This window comes from Nocardia sp. Root136, from assembly GCF_001427185.1.
Lineage (GTDB): Bacteria > Actinomycetota > Actinomycetes > Mycobacteriales > Mycobacteriaceae > Nocardia > Nocardia salmonicida.
The window spans coordinates 370,381-394,780 of the sequence record NZ_LMFE01000011.1; the positions used below are offsets into that span (position 1 = coordinate 370,381).

The following is a 24,400-nucleotide window of genomic DNA, read 5'->3' on the forward strand; positions in this document are numbered from 1 at the left end:
GACTCCTCGAGGAATCCACAGGCCGGATTCGGTGACATCGCAGGTCACCGCTAGTGCACAGGTGTTAGTGGAGCGTCTTGTGGATGATGTGGACAACTGCCTGTGCATGAACGCTGCACACCCGCGCCCAACACCCTGTGCACCGACCGGTGCACAAAGGTGTGGATTCCTCGAGGAGTCCACAGGAATTCCTCGAGGAATCCACAGGGCAAAAAAGAACACCGCCCCAGGTCAGGGCGGTGTTCGAGGTTGGGGATGAAATCAGCGGGAGCGCTGTTTAATTCGGGCTGTGAGTTCTTGGACCTGGTCGTAGACGCGACGGCGCTCGGTCATCTCCTTGCGCACCTTTTTCTCCGCGTACATCACCGTGGTGTGGTCGCGACCGAACGCCTGCCCGATCTTGGGCAGCGACAGATCGGTGAGTTCACGGCACAGGTACATCGCGATCTGACGAGCCTGCGCCAGCGGACGCGCCTTGCCGGGCCCGGTGAGCTCCTCGAGCGTGGTGTTGAAGTACTCGGCGGTGACGGCCATGATCGTCGCCGCGTTGATCTCCAGGGCCGCGGTGTCGGGCATCAGGTCGCGCAGCACCACCTCGGCCAGCGAGAGGTCGAGCGGCTGGCCGTTGAGCGAGGCGAAGGCCGTGACCCGGATCAGTGCGCCCTCGAGCTCGCGGATATTGCGCTCCACCCGGCTGGCGATCAGTTCGAGTACGTCGTGCGGCACATCGAGCCGGTCCATCCGCGCCTTCTTGCGCAGGATCGCGATGCGAGTCTCCAGCTCAGGGGGCTGCACGTCGGTGATCAGGCCCCACTCGAAGCGGGTCCGCAGCCGTTCCTCCAGGGTGGCCAGCTGCTTGGGCGGGCGATCCGAGGACACCACGATCTGCTTGTTCGCGTTGTGCAGGGTGTTGAAGGTGTGGAAGAACTCCTCCTGGATGCCTTCCTTGCCCTCGATGAACTGGATGTCGTCTACCAGCAGGATGTCGGTCTCGCGGTAGCGCCGCTTGAACGCGACCTTGCGGTCGTCGCGCAGGCTGTTGATGAAGTCGTTGGTGAATTCCTCGGTGGAGACGTACTTCACCCGCATGCCGGGGAACAGTCGCTGCGCGTAGTGACCCGCCGCGTGCAGCAGGTGGGTTTTGCCCAATCCCGAAGCGCCCCAGACGAACAACGGGTTGTAGGCGCGTGCGGGCGCCTCCGCGATGGCGACCGCGGCAGCGTGCGCGAACCGGTTGGACGCGCCGATGACGAAGGTCTCGAACGTGTATTTGGCATTGAGACTGGCCGACGAGGACGACTGCGGCGGCGCCTCGGGCGACTTGTTGAAGTAGGTCGGCCAGTTGTTGCGGTTGCTGACCACCGGTTCGTCGTCGACCGGCTGAGCGCCGGGCTGGCCGGGGAACGGCTTGTCCTGGCCGTCGGCGTTCGACTCCTCGGCGCGGGCCGGTGCGGGCTCTTCGGACGGCCTGCGGTTGGGTGCGCGCTGCGCGGACGGCTCGGGAGTGAACAACGACTCCTGCCCGGAGTGGTCGCGGCGCGGCGCGGCCGGCTGCTCACGGCGTGCCGGCGGTGCGGTCTCGGGAACACGCTGGTCCGGACGCGCACCGCGGAACTCACCGCGGCCGCCGAACTCGCCACCGGGGTAGTCGGGTGCCGGATACGCCACGGTCGGCTCGAAATCGCTGCCGGGGAACTCGTTGCGTTCCCCCTGGTACTCGGGTTGCTGGGGGTATTCGGAGGGTGGCTGCTTGTACTCCGGCTGCTGGCCGTATTCCGAGGGCGCCTGCTGATATTCGGACTGCTGGCCGTATTCCGATGGAGCCTGCTTGTACTCCGTCGGCTGGCTGAATTCCGCGGGTGCCTGCTGGTACTCGGGCTGTTTCTGCTGGTAGTCCGGTTCGATCGGGTACTCGCGGTGCCCGGCGTAGTCGTTGCGTTCGCCGTACTCGCCGGCCTGCCCGGGGTACTCACGGCCGCCGTAGCTGTTCGGGTACTCGCCATTGGCCGGATAGTCGGGCGACGACTGATAGTCGTTGCCGTACTCGCCGCCCTGGACGGGGTACTCGCCCGCGCCGTAGCGCGGCCTGCCGTACTCACCACGGGCGGCATAGTCGGGAACACTGAAATCGGGGCCGGGATATCCGGCGGGGGGACGGACCTGCTCGCGCGGACGCTCCGGCCTGCTCGTCATCCTGGCGTGCCGAGGCGAACTACCGGCCCGCTCCCCCGCGGCCGGGCTCGGCGCGGCGATGCGCACGCCGAGTCCTTCCACTTGGGGACCCAATCGGCGGGCGAGCGAGCGCAGGATCGGCTCGCGCAGATCACGCTCGATCGCCTCCTGTGCCAGCGACGACGGAACCGACAGCAACGCGAAACCCTGCGCGACGGTGAGCGGCTTCACCAGCTTCAACCAGGCCTGCTGTGCGCGACTCACCGCGGGGATGGCGCCGTCGGCCGAGCCGGTGGTGAGTTCGGCAACCACCTCCGGCCACACTGTGGCCAGCACGTTCTGCTCGTCGTCCATACAGCGTCCTCCCCGGACCGGTTTGTTGGGGCCCACGGCCTTCGCGCACGCCGGAAAGCACCCGTGAACAGGTGTATTCCAGTGATCCTGCGTACAACCGAAGCCGGTTCGAACGCTGTGGTCCGGTGATTCCGGACTGCGGCGCGGGCACCGACGGCCCTACGAATATGCCACTGCGGCCGTCTGTCCACATAATTATCCACAGATGTGGACAAACCTGGGGATAAAGGAATTCTGCCAGCGTGTGGCAGTGAATGGGGCTGGACCTGCGGTTCTTCAGCAATCCCCCGGCTACAGAGGTTAGCTGGCCGCGCCACGCAACGCCAGGGGTGTGGAAGAACTCACGAAAAGTGGCCGGATGCGTCACTGTAGCCCGGGCGTGTCGTGCCTGGTCGGGCCGATCCCCTGGTCCATTCGGGAGTCCGGTAGCCTTGACCCGTGCCGGTGACAGGTACGTGGGGGCCGAGTTTGACCCGTTCCTTCGGGGTAAGTACCCTCGTACAGTCACCCCTTGGCGCGGTTGGCGGCTGTCTGCTGCACATCGATCGCCAAGGCAATCTGTGCGTAGACCGCGGTCCGCAGCGCAGACAAATCATTTGTACAGACTTCGGGCGCCGAATGGTGCCCACCTACTACAGGAGTGTTGACCGTGGCCAAGGGCAAGCGGACGTTCCAGCCGAACAACCGTCGTCGGGCGCGCGTCCACGGCTTCCGTCTCCGGATGCGGACCCGTGCGGGCCGCGCCATCGTTGCGGCGCGTCGCCGTAAGGGCCGTACCGAACTGACTGCCTGATCGCGCGTAGTCGGACGCTCGGGTGTTGCCTGAGCCGTATCGGTTGCACCACCGTGCCGAATTCTCCCGCACGGTGCGCCGCGGTCAGCGAATCGGGAGGCGAGATCTCGTCGTACACGCGCTAACGCACGGGTACGACGATGTCGCCGACGGCGATTCCCTGGTCCGCGTAGGCGGTCCTCGGTTCGGGCTGATTGTCAGCAAGGCGGTGGGTAACGCGGTGGTTCGCCACCGGGTGGCCCGCCGCCTGCGTCATATGTGCGCCCAGGTGGTCGACGAACTACCGGTCGGCACCGACGTCGTGATCCGGGCCCTGCCCGGCGCCGCTACCGCTGATTCCGCCGAGTTGCTGCGCCAGCTGCGCACCGGCCTGCGCAAGCTCGGCTTGCGCGGGGAACCGGAGCTCGCGCTCGGTCGCACCTCGGCCGGTGAACGGCGATGAGGACCCTCACCCGCCTGCCCGCGAAAGCCCTGATCGCCCTGATCGAGCTCTACCGGACCTATGTCTCCCCCACCCGGATGCCGATCTGCCGGTTCACCCCCACCTGCAGTGAGTACGCGGTGACTGCCTTGCGTACCCGCGGGTTGCTCGTCGGATCGGCGCTCACGGTCGTGCGGCTCGCGAAATGCGCGCCCTGGCACCCTGGAGGGTGGGATCCCGTGCCTGAGCGCGGGTCGAAAGCCTGCACACAGTCATCGCCCGCGCTGATCGGCGATACGAACGACGGGAGTACCTAGAGCCGTGCTCGACATCATCTATTGGCCGGTATCCGCAATTCTGTGGTTCTGGCACAAGGCCTTCGGCTTTGTGTTCGGGCCTGACAGCGGTCTCACTTGGGCACTGGCGATCGTGTTCCTCGTGTTCACGCTGCGCCTGGTGCTGTACAAGCCGTTCGTCAAACAGGTACGCACAACCAAACAGATGCAAGAGCTGCAGCCCCAGATCAAGGAGCTGCAGAAGAAGTACAAGAACGACCGCGAGACCATGGCGAAGGAGATGCAGAAGCTCCAGAAGGAGCACGGCTTCAACCCGCTCATGGGCTGCCTGCCCGTCCTGGTGCAGGTGCCGGTCTTCCTCGGTCTGTTCCATGTGCTGCGCTCGTTCAACCGAACGGGCACCGGTTGGGGCCAGATCGGGATGTCGAACTACGACAACGCGCACACCGCGAACTACATCTTCAGTGCGACGGATGTCCAGTCCTTCCTCACCGCACGCATTTTCGGTGCGCCGATCGCGGCGTTCATCACCGCGCCTCCCGAGCAGCTCGAAGCCTTCGCGGACTGGGGCGGCACCCCGACGAAGATGAACATCGCGATCGTCGCCGTCCCGCTGATGATCATCGCCGGTCTGGCGACCCACTTCAATGCCCGTGCCTCGGTCCAGCGGCAGACGCCAGAAGCCGCCGCCAACCCGCAGGCCGCCATCATGAACAAGCTGTCGCTGTGGGTCTTCCCGCTCGGCGTGATGGTCGGTGGCCCCTTCCTGATGATCGGCATCCTGCTCTACTGGGTGGCCAACAACATCTGGACCTACGGACAGCAGCACCTGGTGTTCGGCCGGATGGAAAAGGAAGACGAAGAGCGCAAGCAGAAGAAGTTGGAGCTGCGGGCGCAGAACGCACCCAAGCCCGGTGTCAAGCCGGTCGACATCCGCAAGAAGCAGGACGCCCCGGCCGACGACGAGTCGTCGACCAACGGCACCGCGGCGACCAACGGCACCGCCCCCAAACAGTCGGCCAAGCAGGGCGGCGGCAAGCGTAGGCCCGGCGGGCAGCAGCGGCCGGGTAACCGTGGCCGTGCGAACCAGAAGCGTAAGCGCTGAGACGCGATCGGATAGAGGGAATCCAATGACTGTTGAGACCGAGACCGACGGAGGGGACGCCACTGTGGCGACGACTGCTGTTGACGTCGTGAACGACGCCGAAGAAGCGTTGATCGAAGAGGGCGAGATCGCGGGCGACTACCTCGAGCAGCTACTCGACGTGCTCGACTTCGACGGCGATATCGACCTCGATGTCGAGGGCGACCGCGCCATCGTGAGCATCGACGGGGGACGCGATCTGACCAAGCTCGTCGGGCGCAATGGTGAAGTGCTCGACGCGCTGCAGGAGCTGACCCGGCTCGCCGTGCAGCAGGCAACCGGCGTGCGTAGCCGGCTGATGCTCGATGTGGCCGGTTGGCGGGCGCAGCGCCGGACCGATCTCAGTGAGATCGGCGTCGCTGCCGCGAAGCGGGTACTGGAGTCGGGAGCGCCCGAGGCGCTGTCCGCGATGACTCCGTTCGAGCGCAAGATCGTGCACGACGCTGTCGCCGATATCGAGGGTGTGGCGAGCGAGAGCGAGGGCGTCGAGCCGAATCGTCACGTGGTGGTAGTGCCCGAGTAGGCTGACTTCCGCCGCAACCACGAACGATGTGATTAGGCCTCCGGTCTCGGACCGGGGGCTTTTTCATTTGCCCTCAACGGAGAAGGATGTTTCACGTGGAACGAGATTTGGGTGCGCCGTCCGACGAGCAGGAACCGCCCGCCGCCGCAGCCCGAGTGTTCGGCGACCGCTTGGACACCGCCCGCCGGTACTACGCGGCCCTGGCGACGGCCGGCGTGGAACGCGGTCTCATCGGTCCCCGTGAGGTTCCCCGGCTGTGGGAGCGCCACATCCTCAACTGTGCCGTCATCGGCGAGCTGATCGATGAGGGTGCTTCGGTTGTCGATATCGGCAGCGGCGCCGGGCTTCCCGGAATCCCCCTCGCGATCGCCCGGCCCGATCTTCGCATCACCCTCGTGGAGCCGTTGCTGCGTCGGACCATCTTCCTGAGCGAGTTCATCGAAGAAGCAGGGTTGGATGTCACGGTGGTTCGCGGTCGTGCGGAGCAGTCCGGCGTGATCAAGGAAGCGGGCGGAGCGGATGTTGTTACTTCGCGCGCGGTGGCTCCGCTCGCCAAACTTGCTCACTGGTCACTCCCCCTTCTCCGTGACCACGGACGCATGCTTGCTCTCAAAGGAACCAGTGCTGCCGAAGAGCTCGAGCGCGATGGTGCTGAGTTGATTCGCGACGGTGCTACTGATCTCCGTGTTGTCGGGTGCGGTGCGGGCATCGTGGAAATCCCTACGCTTGTCATCAGTGCCGAGCTACTCCCCCGTGCCGAGCGTCCGACTCGTCGTAGTGAACGGAAGGCTGCCGGGGTGGAGAAGAAGGCTCGAAAGCGTCGCGAAAGCTGATCGGGTTGAAATTTCTTTCGCCTTGCGGGTTTGTGCGTTTCGTAACGTGACGAATCGTGGCGAGGGTCGTTGCATGGGGCTCGGGCGGGGCTATTTTCGGTAGTTGCGGAGGGGTGGCGTGTTCGTGGAGCGGAAGTGTTTCACGTGGAACGCGACGGCCCTTTCCTCGCTTCGCCGCTGACCGAATTTCGTGATAGTCGCGGAGTCCGCTAGAGGATCGTTCTGGTGGTGGGTTCGCTTGCTCGCCTTGTTCGCATCGAGATGCTCTTTGTAGCTGAGTGAGTCGACGGCTCTGTCGGACGTGAGTGAGCTGAGCGGCATTGTCTCGGAAGCGATGTGTGGTGAGTTGGGTCGTGTCCTGCGGGATCGGATCTTCGGCTCGCTGGTAGGGGTGATCGCCGGGTGAGGTCTGTCGGGTGGGGTGAGCTTCGGCGGAGTCGAGGGCGGGAATGTGGTCGTTTGTCGTGTGGCAGTTCCGGGGATGGCAGTTGCCGTGGGTGAGTGTTCCAGGCGCACAAGGCTGTCGAACGTTTCGCGGGCCTGGACCCCAACCTGTTCTCCGGGCACTTCCTACGCGCCGGCTTCGCCCCCCGTTGTCAGCACTTAGAAGGGCTAGCCCAATTGCGGCGCGGCAGTTCGCGCTTTCAGTTCGGTATTGGGCGTTGGTGTTCCGATGGGAAGTTACGCGGCTTCGGTTCTTCTCGGCGGCAGTTGGTTCGCTTGTTGAGTGCGGCCATGGTGGTCGAGTGGAGTTCGGGGTGGGAGGAAGTCTGGCGGTTGTCTGGGCGTATCCGGTCCGGGTATGAGGTGGGTTCGGAAGCTTGGAGGTCGGATGTCAGCTGGGGATGTGAGCTGACGCCTTCGCTGACAACTGCGTGCGGCATATGGATCTGCGCGCGATAAGTGCGTGTGTGTGGTGAGCGGTGAATGTGGGAGCGGCATCGCCGCACTGACTCTGCGGGGTGGCGGTTCGGTGCTCACGCCGAGGACTGCGCCTGGGGCGAGTGGGTGACTGTGTTCGGTGGGCGGTGTTCCAAAGTCGGTGTTGTTGGGTGGTGGGTTGATGCTGAGGGGCGTCCTCGGCTGGACTCGGGGGTGGCTTGGTGGTGGGGAGTGCGGGGGTGATGGTGGGTGGGATTGGATGTTCGGTAGGCCCAGGCGGTTTGACGCTGTGTTTGTTGGCGCGCTGGCGCGCGCGTGTCCGCGGCCCTGAGGGGCCGCCGGTTAGCGCTCGAGACTCGCGCCTGCGGCGCATGCGCTTCGAGCGCTAACCGGCGACCCGGCCGCGGACCGGCCACTGCGTGTCCGCCGCTCCCTAGGGGTCGCGGGTGCGGGGTGGGGAGTGCGGTCATGGCGGATCTGGGGAGCGCCGCGTGGCTGGGAGTGCGGGAGGGTGTCGGACTTTGGTGTTGACCGGTGGGGCGCTGGGAGTGCGGGTGGGCTTGGGCTTTGGCCCGGCCTGGCTGGGAGTGCGGGAGGGTGTGGACTTGTGGCGGAGTGCGGAGGGTTTGGACTTGGGGCGCGGTGCGGCTGGGAGTGCGTGCGGGCGGTGGTCTTCGGTAGGTAAGGCGTGGCGCTGGAAGAGCGGTGCGCGTGTGGTTGGGCGTGTGGGAGGGATTGGTTCGGGAGGAGCGGGGGAAGCAGTTGGTTACCGGGGAAGCGGATCGGATCCAGTGCTAACTGGGCGGGCTAACTCTGCTGCGGAGCGAACGTGGTGATGCATCGAACCCTCCGGGCCGACCCCTTGTTTCACACGCCCAGCTGGTTGGGAGGCAGTCGGGGTGCGGGCTTCGTGAGGTGTAGGCCGGTGCGTGGGCCGGTGCGTGTAGGTGAAGTTGCGCGTGGTCCCGGACTCGCGGGCCGGGCCGGGGTAGGCCGGGGCGGGGCACGGCGGGACGGGGCACGGCGGGACGGGGCACGGCGGGACGGGGACGGGTTGGAGTGGGAGCTGTTTGGACGAGCTCGTTCTAGGTGCTGTGACGCTCAACGGTCGTCGGATTGTGGTGCCCCACTCCCCCGTTGTTTCCCGTGAAACATCGATCGCGGGATCAAATCCGTGAGTGTTGGGTGTGTCCTTGTCGGCGTGCCGCGATTCAGCTTTCCTAACTGTCTTGGGGCTGGCAAGCTGTCAGAGTCGGGCGGGAGTGAGCCACCCTCCTCGAGTCTTCGAGTTCTCCACCGACACAGTTTGTTTGTGACGACACGGCGCCGACGCTCGTCGGGGATACGTGATCTGAAGTTTCTCGGGTTAGGAGCAATCTATGTCGAGCGGTCCGGCGAATGTTTCACGGGAAACAGCGTCGCGGGTCCCGGGGATGCTGGATTCCAGCAGCTTCGACGCGGAGACGTTCGGGAATACTCCTTTCGGGCACATCTCCCCGGCCGAGACCCCGATCGCGGCGGAAGCGCAACGCGCCAGCCAGATTCTGCATCCAGGAAAGGTCAATGTGCCGAAACCTCGCGAGCAACGGATCATCACTATCGCCAACCAGAAGGGCGGCGTCGGTAAGACGACTACGACGGTCAATCTCGCTGCGGCGCTAGCGCACCAGGGAATGACGGTCCTTGTGGTCGATCTGGATCCGCAGGGCAACGCGAGTACGGCGCTGGGCGTCGCGCACAACTCGGGTGTGCCGTCCAGCTACGAGCTGTTGATCGGCGAGGTGACGGTCAAGGACGCGATCCAGGTGAGCCCGCACAGCGAACGCCTGTTGTGTGTTCCGGCCACGATCGACCTGGCAGGCGCCGAGATCGAATTGGTCTCGATGGTCGCCAGGGAAGGTCGGTTGAAGACCGCGATCCGCGAGGCGGGCATGGTCGGCTTCGACATCGATTACGTGCTGATCGACTGCCCGCCCTCGCTGGGTCTGCTCACGGTGAACGCGCTCGTGGCAGCCAAGGAGGTGCTGATCCCGATCCAGTGCGAGTACTACGCGCTCGAAGGCGTGGGTCAGTTGCTGCGCAATATCGGTTTGGTCCAGGCGCACCTCAACCCGGAACTGCACGTGTCGACCGTCCTGCTGACGATGTACGACGGCCGCACCAAGCTGGCGGACCAGGTGGCCGAGGAGGTGCGCAACCACTTCGGTGACGTGGTCCTGAAGTCGATGATCCCGCGCAGCGTGAAGGTCTCGGAGGCGCCGGGCTACGGGATGACCGTGCTGGATTACGATCCAGGCTCGCGCGGTGCGATGAGCTATATGGACGCGGGGCGCGAGCTCGCCGCTCGTGCGCAGCTGAAGCAAGACGCGTCTTAAGCGTGAGTTGGAACGAGAAAGGGATCGGTAGCCGATGAGTCAGGCGAAAAAGGGCGGTCTCGGTCGCGGGTTGGCCGCATTGATCCCGACGGGTCCGGCCGTGGCGCCGGGCTTGAGTAGTGCCGCGGCGAGCGTGATCGGGATCAATCCGATCGGCCCGCAACCGGCCGAGGCATTCCTGCATCGGGTCCCGGACGCAGAGCCGGAGCCCGAGCCCGAGCCTGAATCCGATCTGGTCTCCCCCGGCGGCGCGGTGTATCGCGAGGTCCCCGCGGAGCTGATCGAGCCGAACCCGAAGCAGCCGCGTCAGGTCTTCGAGGAAGACGCACTCGCCGAGCTGGTGCACTCGATTCGCGAGTTCGGTCTCATGCAGCCGATCGTCGTGCGCCGCGTCGAACCGGGCGTCGACAAGTTCCAGTTGGTCATGGGCGAGCGCCGCTGGCGCGCGTGCCAAGAGGCCGGACTCGCCACGATCCCGGCGATCATCCGCGACACCGACGATGGCTCGATGCTGCGCGACGCACTCCTGGAGAACATCCACCGGGTGCAGCTGAACCCCCTCGAGGAGGCGGCGGCCTATCAGCAGCTGCTCGAGGAATTCGATGTCACCCACGAGGAATTGGCTACGCGAATCGGTCGCTCGCGACCGGTCGTGACGAATATGATTCGTCTGCTGAAGCTGCCGATTCCCGTGCAGCGTCGGGTGGCCGCCGGGGTGCTCTCGGCTGGACACGCCAGGGCGCTGCTCGGCTTGGATGCCGGCGCGGACGCACAGGAAGTATTGGCGGCGCGGATCGTCGCCGAGGGTTTGTCGGTTCGGGCCACCGAGGAAGCGGTGACTCTCGCCAACCGCAATCCCACGGAGACCGCTCCCCCGGCGCCGAAGCGCAAGCCGATCCACATGCCGGGTCTACAAGAAGTGGCCGAGCGGCTGTCGGGTTCCTACGACACTCGGGTCACCGTGAGCCTGGGCAAACGTAAGGGCAAAATCGTTGTCGAGTTCGGGTCCGTCGAAGATCTCGAGCGCATCGTGGCGCTGATGGAGCAAGTCGGCCCCGAAACGTCACTGTGACTGAAAGAGGCGGCACGTACTGTGGATAGTGATGTGGCGTGAGCGTGGATGAATCCGACAGCTGGAGGCTGAACAGGGCGGTGCCGACCAGCGTCACGGCTTTGACTCTCGACGGGTTGGGTCAGCTCCCGGCGCACACCCGGCGGTGTGTGTTCTGGGAGCTCGATCCGGCCGTCGCCGAGGACTCGCACGCATTCAGTGATCCGGTCTTCGAGAAGGAGGCCTGGCTCTCGACGGTGATGCTCGAGTGGGGCTCGTGCGGGCAGGTGGCGCACGTGGAGAACAACCTCGCGGGCTGCGCGCTGTACTCCCCTCCGAGCGCCGTGCCGCGCTCCGCACTGTTCCCCACCTCCCCCGTAAGCCCGGACGCGGTCCTGCTGACCACGCTGCAGGCCGAATTCCCCTACGACGAGGCCGATGTAGCCCACCGCCTGGTTCAGGCCGTGGTGGCCGATCTGGTGCGTCGTGGCGTGCGAGCGCTCGAGGCGTTCGGCATTCGCAACGGCCCACCGTCCAGTTCGGTGGCCGATCGAGGCTTCGGATCGTCGATGCGGCTGATGGAACGGATCGCGGCGCCACTGCGCGACCCGTCGTCGGCGACGAGGTGTACCCCCGAAACCTGCATGATCGACGCGGACTTCCTCGCCGAGGTCGGTTTCGAAGTGGTGGCCCCGCATCATCGCTTCCCGCGCCTGCGGCTGGAGCTCGACTCCGACCACGGCTGGAAGGAAGACGTCGAGCGCGCGCTGGACCAACTCCTCGCCGCCGCGTCGATGGAACCACCGTCGCGCGTCGGCGCGCACTGACCCGAGACGACAACAATGGCCCCGCGGAAAACCGCGGGGCCATTGTTGTCTGAAGAACTACACGCGCGGGGCCGCGTCGGCGGCAGCCAGTTCTTCGGCCAATAGTTCGGCGAAGGTGTAGGTGCCGGTGGGCTGGTCGTCCTGGCCGAGCAGATAGAGCCGCTTCACCGAGATGAGAATCGCTTCGGCGATCACGTCGCGCATGCGCGGGTTGGTGAGCACCGAGGCGTCGTAGTCGTTGGTGAGATAGCCGAGGTCGACCTGGACGGTCGGCATCTTGGTCAGGCGCAACAGGTCCCAGGTGCGCTGATGAGTCCGGCAGTCCTGCACCGAGGTTCGGGCCACCACTTCGCGCTGGATGAAGCCGGCGAGTACCTGACCGATCATCGACACCGAACCGTGCGAGTTGCCCCAGTAGAAACCGGCCACTCCCTTGGCGGACGGGTTGTCACTGGTGGCGCAGCGCAGCGAGATCATCAGATCGGCATCGAAGGCGTTGGAGGTGTCGGCGCGTTCGACATCGGTGGGGTTGGCGCCCCACGGCCGGGACAGGAAGGTTTCCATGCCGGTCGCGGCCATCCGGCCCTCGAGCCGGGATGCCAGATCCCACAGGATCTCCGACTCGAAGACATCGCCGAATTCGGTGGGCACCGCGAAACCCTTGTCGGCGCCGCCGAATCCGGGATCGATGACGATGCGCTTGCCGGTGAGCTGCGGGCCCGCCCGATGCACCACTTCTTCCTCGGCGATGCGATGCGGGTTGCCGCCGGTGACGCGCGCGCCGAGCAGATCCAGCGAGCGCAAGGTGTCGGGTCCGCAGATACCGTCGGCGGACAGGCCGATCTCGCGCTGGAACGCGCTGAGGCCCTCGTGGGTGTGCGGGCCGAAGTGCCCGTCCACCCGGTACACGTAGAAGCCGAGGTCCTGCAGCTTGCGCTGCAGGGTGGCTACGTCGTCACCGTAGAGCGGCGCCGACAATTGGTAGATCAATGTGCGAGCACCCAGCCGGTAGGAGGCTTCCTTCAGCGCGCGGTAGGTGGCCGGACCGACCACCCCGTCGACGAGAAGACCGCGCTGCTGCTGGAACGCGCGGATCGCCGAATCGAGCGGCCGGTCGAACACCGCCTCGGTGTCCTTCCAATACTCCGGTCCGTCAGTGGATTCGACGTGTGGGAGATGCAGGAAGCCGAGGCTTGCGAGGGTGCTCCGAACCTCTGCGACGGCTGGTCCTGAATCGCCGTGACGAAGTCGGTGCATGCGTAAGAGCCCTTTCCTTCGGCCGGAGCGTCCGTCGATTGTCTCAGACCCGGGCCGCTTTGCGGGAATCCCGGGTCCAGGCATCCTACGGCGCGTCGGCCGGTAGGAGACGCTTTTATCGGATGCTCTGTGTTAGATGAGGCCGTCGAGCTCGCGCAGTAGTGCGGCCTTGCCTTTGGCGCCGACGATCTGCTTCACCGGCTTGCCACCCTGGAACAAGATCATCGTGGGCAGCGACAGGATCTGGTAGTCGCGGGCGATACCGGGGTTGGCCTCGGTATCGAGCTTGGCGATGGTCAACTTGTCGGCGTGGGTGCCCGCGATCTCCTCGAGTACGGGGGCGACCATCTTGCACGGGCCGCACCAGTCGGCCCAGAAGTCGACGAGCACCGGCTTTTCGCTGAGCAGGACGTCATCGGCGAAGGACTGGTCGGTGACGGTGATGGTGTTGGCACTCTCGGCCATGGGTGTCTCCTCGACAGGGGTGGAACTCGAAATCAGTTGGTGCGCACGGCGGCCGGGCCGTCGGCGTGGTCGAGCGTGTTGGCGGTGATGTCGCCCTGCTCGGCGAGCCAGCGTTCGGCGTCGATCGCGGCGCGGCAGCCGGTGCCGGCGGCGGTGATCGCCTGCCGGTAGGTGTGGTCGACGAGGTCGCCCACAGCGAACACGCCTGCCACATCGGTGGCGGTGCCCGGATCGGTCACCTGCACATAGCCTTCGCCGTCGAGCGCGATCTGGCCCTTGACGAGTTCGCTGCGCGGGTCGTGGCCGATGGCCACGAACAGCCCGGTCGCGTCGAGCTCGGACTCCTCGCCGGTGCGGGTGTCGCGCAGGGTGAGACTGGTGACGCTCTTCTCCCCGTTGACCTTCACGACCTCGGAGTTGAGCCGGAACTTGATCTTCTCGTTGGCCTTGGCGCGCTCGAGCATGATCCGTGAGGCACGGAACTCCTCACGGCGGTGCACGATTGTGACGCTCGCGGCGAACTTGGTGAGGAAGGTCGCTTCCTCCATGGCGGAGTCGCCGCCGCCGACCACCACGATGTCCTGGCCCTTGAAGAAGAAGCCGTCGCAGGTGGCGCAGGCGCTCACACCGCGGCCGAGCAGGTCCTGCTCCCCCGGCACGTTCAGGTAGCGCGCGGCCGAGCCCATCGCGAGGATGACGGCGTAGGCCTCGAAGGTCTCGTCACCGACGGTGACCTTCTTCACGGGGCCGGACAGGTCGATCGCGTCGACGTCCTCGGTGCGCAGCTCGGCGCCGAAACGCTTGGCCTGGTCGCGCATCTGCTCCATGAGGTCGGGACCCATGATGCCGTCGCGGAAGCCGGGGAAGTTCTCCACCTCGGTGGTGGTCATCAGGGCGCCGCCGAACTGGGTGCCTTCGAAGACCAGCGGCGAAAGCTCCGCGCGGGCGGCGTAGACGGCTGCCGTATAGCCGGCGGGTCCTGAGCCGACGATGATCAGGTCGCGAACTGGCGTGCTCATGGGGCCCTTCCGAAAAAACAATCTGGGGACGTGTCGGTCAACAACACCCTAATCGGTGTTGTTCCCGGTGATGGCTTCGCGGCTGGCACCGCTGCTTCTCGGTGCCGGTTCGCCGGCGGCTCTCAGCCGATGTCGCGCAGGGTCAGCTGCTCGGGGGTGCCGGTGGTGCAACCGGTTCCGACGACGAGTGCGGTGATGGTGGGAGCTTCGGCGCCCTGTACGAGGACGAGGACGGCGTCGGAGCCACGGAAGGTGATATTCGACGCTCCGAGCACCGCTCGGTCTATGCCGTTGGCTTGCACACATCGGGTGAGGGCGGCGTCGTCGGCCAGCGGGCCGATCACGTCGCGTTTGCCCAGTGTGCGCAGTGCGGCGGCGGTGGTGAGCTCGTCGGCGGCCGCCGGTTCGGTGAACGGTGCGGCCGTGGGGGTGCCCTCGGTGGTGTCGAACGTGCTGAACACGGCACCGGCGCCCGCCAGGACGGCCACCGTGGCCGCGGCGGCGGCGAGTAGCCCCAGTCGGCGCCGGGAACGGTAGCGGTCGAGCGAGACGGGAGCTTCGTCGGCGGTGGGTACCGGCTCGGCAGGGGGCGCCTGGGCGGCCGAGAGCGGCGTGATGCGGTCGGTCGGCCCGTCGCCCGCGTCGAGTTGGGCGACGAAACGGAACATGCGGTCGGCCACGTCGTCGGGCATGCGGTGGGCGACCCGCTCGTCGGTGGCCAGCGTGCGGAGGTGGGTGTTCACCTCGTCGAGCTTGTTCAGGTAGTGCAGCGCGTCTACGTCGGTGCGGACCACGGGCCACAGTTGCTCGCGCACTTCGGGCGCGAGATTGTCGGCATGCAGATCGGCCAGCAGTTCCGACGGGAACGGAGGCTGCGGCACGGATCGAGACATCCTCGCACCTCCCCTGTTCTGTCGATATCGGATCGCAGGATTTACATCGCTGACTTACTCGTCACTGTTAATGACGCATCCCGGCTACATCCGGTTCCCTGGATCCCGGAAAAATTCCAAACGTTCTTGCAAACGTACGCGCGCTCGGGCGCATCGGCTCTTGATCGTGCCAGGCGCCACGCCGAGCGCAGCGGCGGTTTCGGCGACGCTGCGGCCTTCCATCTCGGTCATGACCAGGGCCAACCGCTGTTCGTCAGGGAGGGTGAACAGCGCCTCGCTCACGACGGTGGACAGCTCGTAGTCGGCGAACGCGTCGTGCGGGTCGACCGACTCGGGCATGGTGTCGGGCAGGATCGAGACGGCACGGCGGGTCTTGTTGCGCCGGATCCGGTCGAGGCAGGCATTGACCACGATGGCGTGCAGCCAGCTGCGCACCTCGGACTCGGCGCGGAACGAGGCGGCGGTGCGATGGGCCGAGAACAGGGCGTCCTGCAGGCAGTCGGCGGCGTCCTCGCGGTTGTAGGAGGTGCGCAGCGCGGTCTGCCAGAGATGGTCGGAGTGCCTGCGTAGTAGTTCGGCGAAGACGTGCGGTTCCCCGCGCACGTGGGCAGCCAGCAATTGCTTGTCGCTGCCGTTCTCGAGGAACGAGCGGACGCTGGACGCGACCTGCCGCGGTGGCACACCGCGGACTTGCTCGTTGACTTCCGGCGACAAAACTGACCCCTTGGACAGCGCTCGTTACGGCGACTTCGAGTCGGCGAAACAAGGCCGATCCATCACCTGACCACAACGCGGCGTCCAGGATCGACGTCGACAAATCCTGGGTAACTCTCAACCGAGAGCGCGCAGGGATCATATCGTTGATAACAATTACGCACCAACCGGACCGCAGTTCGACAAAGCTCGGCGATGGACCCGGAAATGATCGACCACCTGCGGCGATGCGGAGGCGGGAGAGTTTTACGGCGCAGTGAGACTAAGGGGCCGCGTCGAAGCGGACGTCGGCGATCGCGGTCTGGAACTGACCGCCGGAGTTGGCGAGCCCGGTGATCCAGACCAGCACGAAACGAGCGGCCTGATCGGTCTGCACGGCGATATCGGTGACCCCGTCACCGAGCTTGGCCGAACCGATCAGCTGGGTCTGGTCGAGGGTGGGCGCCTCGGTGGGCGAGGTGCGGATCTCGACGGTGCTCCCCGCGGAGGGCGAGGTGATCGACACATTGGTCAGCTTCGCCGGTGTGGGCAGCGTGGCCAGCAGCCCCACGCCCTTCTTGAGGGCGGGGAACTGCTGGAAGTACTGATCGGTGCGCCACACCGTCGCCGCGTTCTGGTCGAGCACCGCACCCGCCGCCGCGGCGCCGTCGGGAGTGCCCTCCGGGGAGAACACCGCGGCACCGGTGACCGGCAGCGGCACACTCGTCGGCGGTGCCGCGGGGTCGTCGGCGGGCGGTGCGGACGCCGCGGGCGGCGCCACACTCGAGGTGAGCCCGATATTGATCTGCTGGTCGAGTGGCTTGTCCGACGCGCCGGGCGCGAAGATGCTGACCATCCACCAGATCAGCACGCCGACCACCAGCGCCGCGAGCACGCCGAGGGCGACCATGATCCACATCATCCGCTTGGAGCGTTCCCGCTCGGCGGCGAGCAGTTCCGGGTCGGCGAGCGAATCGGCGCCGGGGGCAACCGCCCGCTGACCCAGTCGTAAGACCGGAATGAAGTCGGTCTTCTGGTCGACGACCGAGGCCTGCTCGAGCACGTGCTGCACGGTGGCAGCGGTGCGCACGCCCTTGTTGGATTCCAGCGAGCGAACCGCGACGGCCGAGATCTCGAACGGCACCTCCGGCCGGATCTGCCGCGGTTCCACCGGCGTGCCGTCGGGCCCGAAATCGGCCAGTCGCAGACCGCCGATGGTGGCCGCCGAGCCGGTGACGCCGCCGACGCGAATCGGCCAGCGCGCGGTGATCAGGGCGTAGAGCATCGCGCCGAGACCACGGACATCGCCTTGCGCGTCGGAATCGCCGAGGGTGCCGGGGAACGCGAGGACGGCGTCGCCGGAGGCACTGATCCGGATCCGATCGGGATGATCGATCGACAGCGAGCCGCCGCCACGGTGGGCGAGTTCGGCCGCCGAGGCGAGCGCCCTGATGGCCCTGGCCGCGCCGACCGGGGACGGCACGGTCTCAGCCATCTCGCGCAGCGAACGGCCGGGGGTCCACTCGGCCACGACGATGCCGCCGGAGCTGCCACGGACCACGTCGAGGACCCTGGCCAGGCCGGGCGCATTGATCCGGCCCAGTCGCAGCGTGCGCGACAGCACCGCCTGCGGGCCGTCGTGACCGGAGTTCTCGCCGGAGGTCTGATCGGCGTCAACGAAGGTCAGCGCGACCTCGCGATCGAGCTTGATATCGAGTGCCTGCCAGAACTTCAGCCCACGCGCACCGCCGTGACCGGCCAGCAATCGGTATCGGCCACCGGCGACGGACGCGCCGGGGATGAGTTTGGGGCCACGTTGCCCACGGTTGGCCGCGGCGCTCGGGGGCACCTGCGGCGGAATCGGCAACATGCCGGTGTCGTATGTCGGATCGTGCGGCGGCATGGCCGAACGCGCGCCGTCTTCGTGCGTATCGCCTTCGTCTGGCGCGTCGGTATGCTCGGAATCCGTCGAGTTCGGCGCATCGGGCCCGACCTCGGTGGACATTCCTGCTGCCGCGCGCGCCGCAGAATCAGCGGCCGGGACGCCGCCCACCGCGTCATCGCTCACCCTCGGTCCTCCTTCGGCCTGAAAACCCGTGTCGGTCTGCGGAACAGCGTACGGGAACTGTGCTTTACCGGTGCTGTCAACAGCGCCCGGTCGAATGACGGGGAGCACCATGGTCTGGGTATCCAAAGACTGCCCGTATGCGGGGAATCCATAGGTGTCGGGACGGCGGAGCACGGTGGTCGCGTAGATGTCGTCTGCCGGGGTGTCGTCGAGTCCCAGATCCGGCGCGGGCGGGGTGATGCCGAGCTTGCGCGAGATCGCGACGGTGATGGCGACGACCTCGGGAATACCGGCCAGACGCATCAGACCGAAGGCCACCGAGAACATCACCACCGAATCGATGACGACGCGCAGCAACGACCCCGCGCCGCCGGAGACCCGGTCGAGTCCGGTCACCGTGTCGACGATCAGCATCACCGCGCCGCCCGCGATCGAGGCGAGCAACACTCTGGTCACAGTTCGGCCGACATTGACCATCCGCAAGTCGCCGAGACTGCGGTGCAGCAGCACGCCGCCGATCACCGCGCCCGCGGTGAATCCGAGGCCGGTGGCGACACCGAGCACGATCACCACGTCGTCGCTGTCGCGGGCGATGACCGGTGCCAGGGCCGAGATCAAGATCTTGATCGTCGTGATGCCGAGGATGATCCAGGTCGGTGTCCACGCCTGCTCACGCGCGTAGAACACCCGCAGATGGATGAGCACGAGCGAATACGGGATGAGCGAGAACGCCGACCAGCTCACGGCGCTGCCCAGCCGTTCGGCGTCCCCGGAGAATCGCGCGTAGCCGTAGAGCGCCTGGCCGATCTCCGGGCCCGCGAGGGTCATGAAGGTGACGATCGGGATCATCGCGATCATCGTGAGGCGGGTGGCTACGGACAGGTCGTCGACCACCGCGGGGGTGTCGTCGTCGGCGGCGCTGCGGCTCAGCCTCGGCATGATGGCGGTGAGCAGGGTTACCCCGATCACGCCGTAGGGCAGCTGCAACAGTGCCCATGCGTTCGCGAAGATCGCGGGACCCGCCACGTCGGCCTGGGAGGCGACGTTGTTCGCGACCACCAGTCCGACCTGGCTGATCAGCACGTACAGGATGATCGCGATGCCCATCTTGCCGAACTGCTTGAGGCGCGCGTCGACTCCCCACAGCGGCCGCAAGTTGATCCCGTGCCTGCGGATCGCGGGCAGCAGGCACAGTGCCTGTGTCGCCACGCCCGCGGTGATACCGAGGCCGAGGACCAGCAGTTTCGGATCGCTCATCCGCACCGGATCGAGGGTGATCTCGCCGGGTGTCAGCGCGTAGACCGCCAGCACCGTCAACGCGACCACATTGTTCATCACGGGGGCCCACGCACCCGGCTTGAACGCCTGCCTGGTGTTGAGGATCGCGGTGAACAACGCCGACATGCCATAGAAGAGCAGCGCGGGCGCCAGTAGGTAGGTGAGCGCGACGGTGAGGTTCGTGTTCACCTTGCCGTCGGAGGAGACGAGCACGTGACCGGCCAGGATCGGCGCGGCCGCCAAGGTCAGCACGGTGGCGACGAACAGCACAGTGAAGGCCGCCGTCACCAGTCTGCGCACGAACGTGGCGCCGTTGTCGGCGTCCTCCTGCTCGGCACGGATCAAGGTCGGCACGACGATGGCGGTGAGAACGGCGCCGAGGACGAGCTCGGCGACCATGTTCGGGATCAGGTTCGCCGAGATGAACGCACTCGCGATGGCCGGACCGAGCACGGTCAGCAACAACAGCTGCTTGGCGAACCCGGTGATCCGGCTGATCAGCGTCGCGACCGCGATCGAACCCGAGTCCTTGAGCAGCTTCGCGTTGGCGCTCATCGGGGCGGCGCCCGCTTTGTGGGCAGGTTCGGCCGCCACCTTCTTCGGCCTGGCGATGACCTGAGTCCGCTCCGCCGACCGATCAGCAGCAGGCGGACCGCCCACGGCTCGTCCACGGTCGTCGAATCCTGCCTGACGCCCGTCCCGCGCGGGATCCGCGGCAGGCATCCCGGGGAAACTTCCACGCGGCGGCGGCGCAGGCCGCCCCTGCTCCGGCGCAACCGGCCGGCGTCCACCGGCTTGATCGGGCCGATCCTGTCTCGGAATGGCGCCGGAAGGCGCACCACGCGGCGGGAGCGGTCGTTGCTGGGGGAACTCGCCCGAGGGGTTCGGGCCGGGCCGCCGTGGGGCGAACCCCTCGGGCCCGGGGCGCTGCTGTTGTGGGAACTCGCCCGAGCGCGCGGCGGAACCCGGTGCGCGGCGTTGCGGTGGAGGTACAGGCCGACCGTCGGGGCCGTAAGCAGCAGGACGTGGTGGTTCGCCGGAGCGTCCGGGAGGACCGCCGGGGCGCTGAGGCGGCACGCCGCCGGGACGTTGCTGCTGGGGGAACTCACCCGAGCGATTCGCCGGACCGGGTGGCTGTTGACGCGGGTTCGGGACCGGCCCTGGCCGTTCGCCCTGCGGCGGACGCTGCGGATCCGGGGAGCGGTAGCCGGCGGGTGGTTGGGGCGGACCCGGTCGGGGTCCTGGGCGCTGTCCAGCGGGCACGTCCGGTCCAGGGCGGTACCCGGGCGGCGGCGGTTCAGGGCGATAGCCCGGCTGACCCGGCGGCATGGCAGGGCGGGGGCCGCGATGTGCCGAGGGCGGCGCCGGTGCGCCGGGGTCGGCGGATCCCGGCCGGTAGCCGGTCTGTTCGACGGGTCGGTAGCCGCCACGACCCGGATTCTCGGGCGGAAGTTCGGCGCCGGGGACACCAGGATGACGAGGTGCGCCGGGCTGGCCGGCAGCGGGATGACGCGGCATCGGATGCGGATCGACGGCCGGATCACCGGGTCGGACCGGCGGACGGCCGTCTCGGGGCGCGACGAACTCCGGTCGATGACCAGCCGCGCCAGGGCGCCGATCCACGTGCGGCACGGCCTCGTCGCGATCGGCGTCTTGCCCGGCCGTCATCCCACGTTCCCACGGAGCGCTGGGGGCCCGGCGCAGGGTCGGGTCGTCGTCGTGGTCGCGCCGATGAGCGGAATCATCGTCGCCCATCATGCCTCCTGTACCCGGCGTAACCCGCGAATCCCGCCGGTCCGATGAGCGTTTCGCTCACCAGTGCCACTCTCGTCCTTGTCTGTCATGGTCCCCTGACCGCGCGTCAGGCGCGGGGGTTCACTGCCGTTGCAGCCGCTGACGTGCGCGTCGCAGCCGACCCGCCCGTTCGACCGTCTCCGGGGCGAACCCTTCGTCGGCGGGATCGGGTTGCCCGCGGAACCGCCGCAGCAGTCGGCGCCCGGCGAGCAGCAACAGCAGTATCGCGGCACATGCGGTAATTATGGCCAGCGCCTGACCGTAGGCGTTCGAGCGCACCGAGACCGAGGTGGCCTCTCCTAGCGCTATCCCGTCCGGGGTGGTAAGGGCGATCGGAATCACCAGCTTACGGCTGTCGCTCACCTCGGTCGGGATCTGAAACGACCGGGTCCCGGACGGCGGAAGCAGCTGTTCGCCGATATCGGTGATGTTCGTCTCGGCCGGTGCCTCGATCCGGAACATCACCCGGATGGCGACCGGCAGTTCATTGCGCGCCACCAGCAACAACGGGCTCTGCTCGGAGGCCAGCGTATACACCCCGCCCGGCGGCAGCACCGACACCGAGGAGAACATCGTGTCCAGTTCTCGGGTGGCCTGATCGATGCGTCGCTGGGCGTGCAGGTCGGCGAGCGTGTCGTTGTCGGCCCTGCGGTCGGACAGGCTCAGCGCGCGCAGCAGATCCTCGCGCGCGGGGGTCAGGAACGCGTGCGGCGTGAGCTCGGATTCGGGCAGTTCGACCAGTGCGCGCATCAGTTCGGTCACCCGGGCGCCCTGGGCGTGCACCGGTCCGATGAACTGTTCCGGCGCGGCGTCCTGGGCGGCGCGCGGCAGATACTCCAGCGCGAACGGGCGCGGATCGGGCGCCTGGGCGACGAGCTCGGTGAAGCTGCGCGGACTCGCGAGGTTGTTGCGGGTGAGCAGTTCGACCTGCTTGAGCAGCGCCACGCCCTCCTCCCGGCTGGCGCCCCACTGCTGCGGCGGCATCAGCAGCTGCGAACGCGGCCGGTCCGGCGCCGGATTGAGCGCGCTCCAGGCCATCGCGCCGAGCGCGTCCTGCAATCGGGCCGCGCGCGAGTCGTTGGTGACGTCGAAACGCACCTTCGACGGCGTGAACGACGGCGTCGGCGGATTCGAACCCACCGCGGCCAGCGCGGTCGCCGACCAGATATCGAAGGTGGTCACGCGCAGCGCGGGATCGGTTCCCGCGGCGGCGCCGACGGGCGGGGCGACGCTCACATCCGGCACCCGGACGACATCGGGCGCGGGCTGTTCCCCTCCGACGACGACATCGGGCGTGAGCGTGGTCGGGGCGGTGGTGAGCGCGTTGTCGGTATCGGCAGGCGACCCGTCACCCGAGACCGCCGAACCGGCCAGCACCGCCGTTCCGTATCCGTGCTCGCGCAACAACCGTCCGGCGGGATCGTCGATGCTGCCCGAATCGGGCAGGCTCACCCCGCGCAACGACTGCGTGCCGAGGATCGAGTCCACCACATCGGCGGGCGCGAGCAGGGCCCGCGCGGACAGTCCCGGATCGTTCACCGCGGCCAGCGCCGACACGTCGACCTGCGCGAACGGCAACGCGACCGTGCACATCGAGCCGGCCAGCGAGCGCAACCGGTCGAGCCAGGCCAGCGCACTCGCCGCCCCGGTCCCCTCCCTGGTCGCCCCGCTCGGATCCGACGGACTCGCCAGCACCCGATAGCCGCGCGTCATGGTCTGCACGGTCGAGACCAGGTCCGGATCGATGCCGATGCACACCGATCCGGCCACACCTTTGTCTTTGCCCGGCGCGGGCACCACCGATTCCAGCGCCGCGACCAGCTGTTCGAGACGCCCACCTTTGCTGACCGAGGCCGCCAGTTCGTCATCGAGCAGTTCGGCCTGGCCGTTCACTGCCCCCGGCTTGCCCGCGACCATGCGCGGCCGGTCGGCCAGCGGCCAGATCATCGTGGTCGCGACGGGCGTGGCCTCCGGCGGCGTCGACACCGGTGGGTTGGCGTCGTCGGTGCCGGGCAACCCGAGCACGGGCAGCAGGAAGCGCGCGTCGTCGAGCCTGGCCTGGGTGCCGTAGGCGGGTTCGCCGTTGACATTGAGCAGCAGCGGATACACCCCGGGATCGGTCAGTCCGAGCGAGGCCTCCGAGCCCGCGCGCAACGCGATGCTCACGGAGAACTGTTTGCGCTGACCGGGACTCAACTGCGGCGCCACATCCTGGAACGGGCCGGTCACCTCGTAGTTCACCTGGTCGAGGCGCAACGAACTGCGCAGCCCGCTCGGCGAATCCACCGCGGCCGCGCGCTGGATTCGCACGCTCACATCGTCGACGACCCGATCGCCGATATTGGTGACCGTGCCCGACACGGTCAGCTTCGGATCGCTGCCGGTGGTCACCGTGCCCGGCGCCACCGCGTCCAGGGTGAGCTTGAGAAACTTCGGCGTTCCCGACCCGTCCGTTTGAGCGTGCGCGTGCGCGGGCAGCAGCGTCATCGAACCCAAGATGGTCAGGACCGCCGTGATCAGCCGGATCAGTCCACCCGTCATCGCTTGCCGGTCTCCATCCGGTCGATCAATCGATTCGCCACTTCGGCCAGCCGCCGCTCGTCGGCGTAGGCCAATCGGGAATCCAACTCGCTCAACGGAACCCACGCAACCTGGGTGACTTCGACGTCGGCGTCGGACAGCTCACCGCCGAGACATCGCAGCAGGAAATGGTGCACGGTCTTGTGTACCCGTCTGCCCTCGGTCACGAACCAGTAATCGATACTGCCGAGTTCGGCGACCACTTCGCCGTCGATCCCGGTTTCCTCGGCGACTTCGCGGATCGCGGTCTGCTCGGAGGTCTCGCCCGCTTCGATATGGCCTTTGGGTAGCGACCACAGGAGACGGCCTCTTCTGTCGGTCCGCCCGATCAACGCGGCGGTGCGCTGCTCTTTCGGACCGTCGAGACCTTCTACGACCAGCCCGCCCGCTGAGGTTTCCCGGACGGTGCGCATGCGCGGTTTACCGGCAGTGTTCGCCGAACCGCGCCGCCGCGGCTGGCGGCGTCGACTGTTCGCGCGATCGGCCGGAGGAGACACTCGCCCAGCTTAGCTGTGCAGATTGAGTGCGGGCGCGAGTGAGGGGGCGGGGGCGGGATTTGGTGTTCGGTAGTCCCAGGGGGGTTGAGGCTGTGTTTGTTGGAGCGCTGGCGCGCTCGAGTCGCGGCCCTGAGGGGCCGCCGGTTAGGCGCCGTTGCTTGCTCCTTCGTCGCCTACGCAACGGC

General features: G+C 67.1%; 19 protein-coding genes. 10 read left to right on the plus strand and 9 right to left on the minus strand.

Annotation, left to right across the window (positions count from 1 at the left end):
* Positions 1–261: 261 nt before the first annotated feature.
* Positions 262–2,526 carry a chromosomal replication initiator protein DnaA gene (gene dnaA / locus ASD42_RS33535; protein WP_063893762.1) on the minus strand — a complete coding sequence of 755 codons (2,265 nt, stop codon included), beginning with the start codon at positions 2,524–2,526 and terminating at the stop codon, positions 262–264.
* Positions 2,527–3,175: 649 nt separating this feature from the next.
* Between dnaA and rpmH the strand changes: the two genes are divergently transcribed.
* From rpmH to ASD42_RS29385, 9 genes are all read left to right on the plus strand, one after another.
* Positions 3,176–3,319: a 50S ribosomal protein L34 gene (gene rpmH / locus ASD42_RS34050; RefSeq protein ID WP_082843828.1), complete on the plus strand. Its 144-nt coding sequence runs from the start codon at positions 3,176–3,178 to the stop codon at positions 3,317–3,319.
* A gap of 22 nt (positions 3,320–3,341) precedes the next feature.
* Positions 3,342–3,761: a ribonuclease P protein component gene (gene rnpA / locus ASD42_RS29350; RefSeq protein WP_056822600.1), complete on the plus strand. Its 420-nt coding sequence runs from the start codon at positions 3,342–3,344 to the stop codon at positions 3,759–3,761.
* The gene (gene yidD, locus ASD42_RS29355; RefSeq protein WP_056822602.1) at positions 3,758–4,057 is read left to right on the plus strand and encodes a membrane protein insertion efficiency factor YidD; all 300 of its coding nucleotides are present in this window, start codon (positions 3,758–3,760) and stop codon (positions 4,055–4,057) included. The genes rnpA and yidD overlap by 4 nt, the downstream gene beginning before the upstream one ends.
* Positions 4,058–4,061: 4 nt before the next feature.
* Positions 4,062–5,141: a membrane protein insertase YidC gene (gene yidC, locus ASD42_RS29360; RefSeq protein WP_056822604.1), complete on the plus strand. Its 1,080-nt coding sequence runs from the start codon at positions 4,062–4,064 to the stop codon at positions 5,139–5,141.
* Between the two features lie 25 nt (positions 5,142–5,166).
* On the plus strand, positions 5,167–5,703 hold the full coding sequence (locus ASD42_RS29365; protein WP_056822606.1) for a Jag family protein: 537 nt from the start codon (positions 5,167–5,169) through the stop codon (positions 5,701–5,703).
* An 86-nt stretch (positions 5,704–5,789) separates the two neighbouring features.
* Positions 5,790–6,536, plus strand: a complete 747-nt coding sequence (rsmG, locus tag ASD42_RS29370) for a 16S rRNA (guanine(527)-N(7))-methyltransferase RsmG (RefSeq protein WP_056822608.1) — start codon at positions 5,790–5,792, stop codon at positions 6,534–6,536.
* 2,261 nt (positions 6,537–8,797) lie between these two features.
* Positions 8,798–9,793, plus strand: a complete 996-nt coding sequence (locus ASD42_RS29375; protein WP_056822612.1) for a ParA family protein — start codon at positions 8,798–8,800, stop codon at positions 9,791–9,793.
* 34 nt (positions 9,794–9,827) lie between these two features.
* Positions 9,828–10,865 carry a ParB/RepB/Spo0J family partition protein gene (locus tag ASD42_RS29380; RefSeq protein WP_056822615.1) on the plus strand — a complete coding sequence of 346 codons (1,038 nt, stop codon included), beginning with the start codon at positions 9,828–9,830 and terminating at the stop codon, positions 10,863–10,865.
* Positions 10,866–10,945: 80 nt separating this feature from the next.
* The gene (locus ASD42_RS29385) at positions 10,946–11,671 is read left to right on the plus strand and encodes a hypothetical protein (RefSeq protein WP_056822618.1); all 726 of its coding nucleotides are present in this window, start codon (positions 10,946–10,948) and stop codon (positions 11,669–11,671) included.
* Positions 11,672–11,728: 57 nt separating this feature from the next.
* Here the strand turns inward: ASD42_RS29385 and ASD42_RS29390 are convergent, their stop codons facing one another.
* The 6 genes from ASD42_RS29390 to ASD42_RS29415 form a co-directional block, all read right to left on the minus strand.
* Entirely contained in the window at positions 11,729–12,928 is a 1,200-nt protein-coding gene (locus ASD42_RS29390; protein WP_056822620.1) for an N-acetylmuramoyl-L-alanine amidase, read from the minus strand.
* Between the two features lie 132 nt (positions 12,929–13,060).
* Positions 13,061–13,393 (minus strand): thioredoxin, encoded by a 333-nt coding sequence (gene trxA / locus ASD42_RS29395; protein WP_056822621.1) that lies wholly within the window; start codon positions 13,391–13,393, stop codon positions 13,061–13,063.
* 32 nt (positions 13,394–13,425) lie between these two features.
* A complete protein-coding gene (gene trxB / locus ASD42_RS29400) occupies positions 13,426–14,412 on the minus strand; it encodes a thioredoxin-disulfide reductase (RefSeq protein ID WP_056822623.1) in 987 nt (328 codons plus the stop codon).
* Positions 14,413–14,534: 122 nt separating this feature from the next.
* Positions 14,535–15,305, minus strand: a complete 771-nt coding sequence (locus ASD42_RS29405; RefSeq protein WP_156677623.1) for a hypothetical protein — start codon at positions 15,303–15,305, stop codon at positions 14,535–14,537.
* A gap of 84 nt (positions 15,306–15,389) precedes the next feature.
* On the minus strand, positions 15,390–15,986 hold the full coding sequence (gene sigM / locus ASD42_RS29410; protein ID WP_056822833.1) for an RNA polymerase sigma factor SigM: 597 nt from the start codon (positions 15,984–15,986) through the stop codon (positions 15,390–15,392).
* A gap of 295 nt (positions 15,987–16,281) precedes the next feature.
* Positions 16,282–19,899, minus strand: coding sequence for a murein biosynthesis integral membrane protein MurJ (locus ASD42_RS29415; RefSeq protein ID WP_156677628.1), 3,618 nt, complete (start codon positions 19,897–19,899; stop codon positions 16,282–16,284).
* 918 nt (positions 19,900–20,817) lie between these two features.
* On the opposite strand from ASD42_RS29415, the gene ASD42_RS34630 reads away from it, so the two are divergent.
* Positions 20,818–21,147 carry a hypothetical protein gene (locus tag ASD42_RS34630; protein WP_156677624.1) on the plus strand — a complete coding sequence of 110 codons (330 nt, stop codon included), beginning with the start codon at positions 20,818–20,820 and terminating at the stop codon, positions 21,145–21,147.
* 72 nt (positions 21,148–21,219) lie between these two features.
* On the opposite strand, the gene ASD42_RS29425 is transcribed toward ASD42_RS34630, so the two are convergent.
* The gene (locus tag ASD42_RS29425; protein WP_056822631.1) at positions 21,220–23,679 is read right to left on the minus strand and encodes a DUF6049 family protein; all 2,460 of its coding nucleotides are present in this window, start codon (positions 23,677–23,679) and stop codon (positions 21,220–21,222) included.
* Positions 23,676–24,131, minus strand: a complete 456-nt coding sequence (locus ASD42_RS29430) for an NUDIX hydrolase (protein WP_056822633.1) — start codon at positions 24,129–24,131, stop codon at positions 23,676–23,678. Before ASD42_RS29430 ends, ASD42_RS29425 begins: the two co-directional genes overlap by 4 nt.
* Positions 24,132–24,400 lie beyond the last annotated feature (269 nt).

Excerpts from the sequence above, each read along its gene's own strand:
- ASD42_RS29375 (WP_056822612.1), top strand. The coding sequence starts at position 8,798 with ATGTCGAGCGGTCCGGCGAATGTTTCACGGGAAACAGCGTCGCGGGTC.
- rsmG (WP_056822608.1), top strand. The coding sequence starts at position 5,790 with ATGTTTCACGTGGAACGAGATTTGGGTGCGCCGTCCGACGAGCAGGAA.
- trxB (WP_056822623.1), bottom strand. The coding sequence starts at position 14,412 with ATGAGCACGCCAGTTCGCGACCTGATCATCGTCGGCTCAGGACCCGCC.
- dnaA (WP_063893762.1), bottom strand. The coding sequence starts at position 2,526 with ATGGACGACGAGCAGAACGTGCTGGCCACAGTGTGGCCGGAGGTGGTT.
- ASD42_RS34630 (WP_156677624.1), top strand. The coding sequence starts at position 20,818 with ATGACGAGGTGCGCCGGGCTGGCCGGCAGCGGGATGACGCGGCATCGG.
- yidD (WP_056822602.1), top strand. The coding sequence starts at position 3,758 with ATGAGGACCCTCACCCGCCTGCCCGCGAAAGCCCTGATCGCCCTGATC.
- ASD42_RS29365 (WP_056822606.1), top strand. The coding sequence starts at position 5,167 with ATGACTGTTGAGACCGAGACCGACGGAGGGGACGCCACTGTGGCGACG.
- trxA (WP_056822621.1), bottom strand. The coding sequence starts at position 13,393 with ATGGCCGAGAGTGCCAACACCATCACCGTCACCGACCAGTCCTTCGCC.
- ASD42_RS29430 (WP_056822633.1), bottom strand. The coding sequence starts at position 24,131 with ATGCGCACCGTCCGGGAAACCTCAGCGGGCGGGCTGGTCGTAGAAGGT.
- ASD42_RS29425 (WP_056822631.1), bottom strand. The coding sequence starts at position 23,679 with ATGACGGGTGGACTGATCCGGCTGATCACGGCGGTCCTGACCATCTTG.
- ASD42_RS29380 (WP_056822615.1), top strand. The coding sequence starts at position 9,828 with ATGAGTCAGGCGAAAAAGGGCGGTCTCGGTCGCGGGTTGGCCGCATTG.
- ASD42_RS29390 (WP_056822620.1), bottom strand. The coding sequence starts at position 12,928 with ATGCACCGACTTCGTCACGGCGATTCAGGACCAGCCGTCGCAGAGGTT.
- ASD42_RS29415 (WP_156677628.1), bottom strand. The coding sequence starts at position 19,899 with ATGAGCGCCAACGCGAAGCTGCTCAAGGACTCGGGTTCGATCGCGGTC.
- ASD42_RS29405 (WP_156677623.1), bottom strand. The coding sequence starts at position 15,305 with ATGTCTCGATCCGTGCCGCAGCCTCCGTTCCCGTCGGAACTGCTGGCC.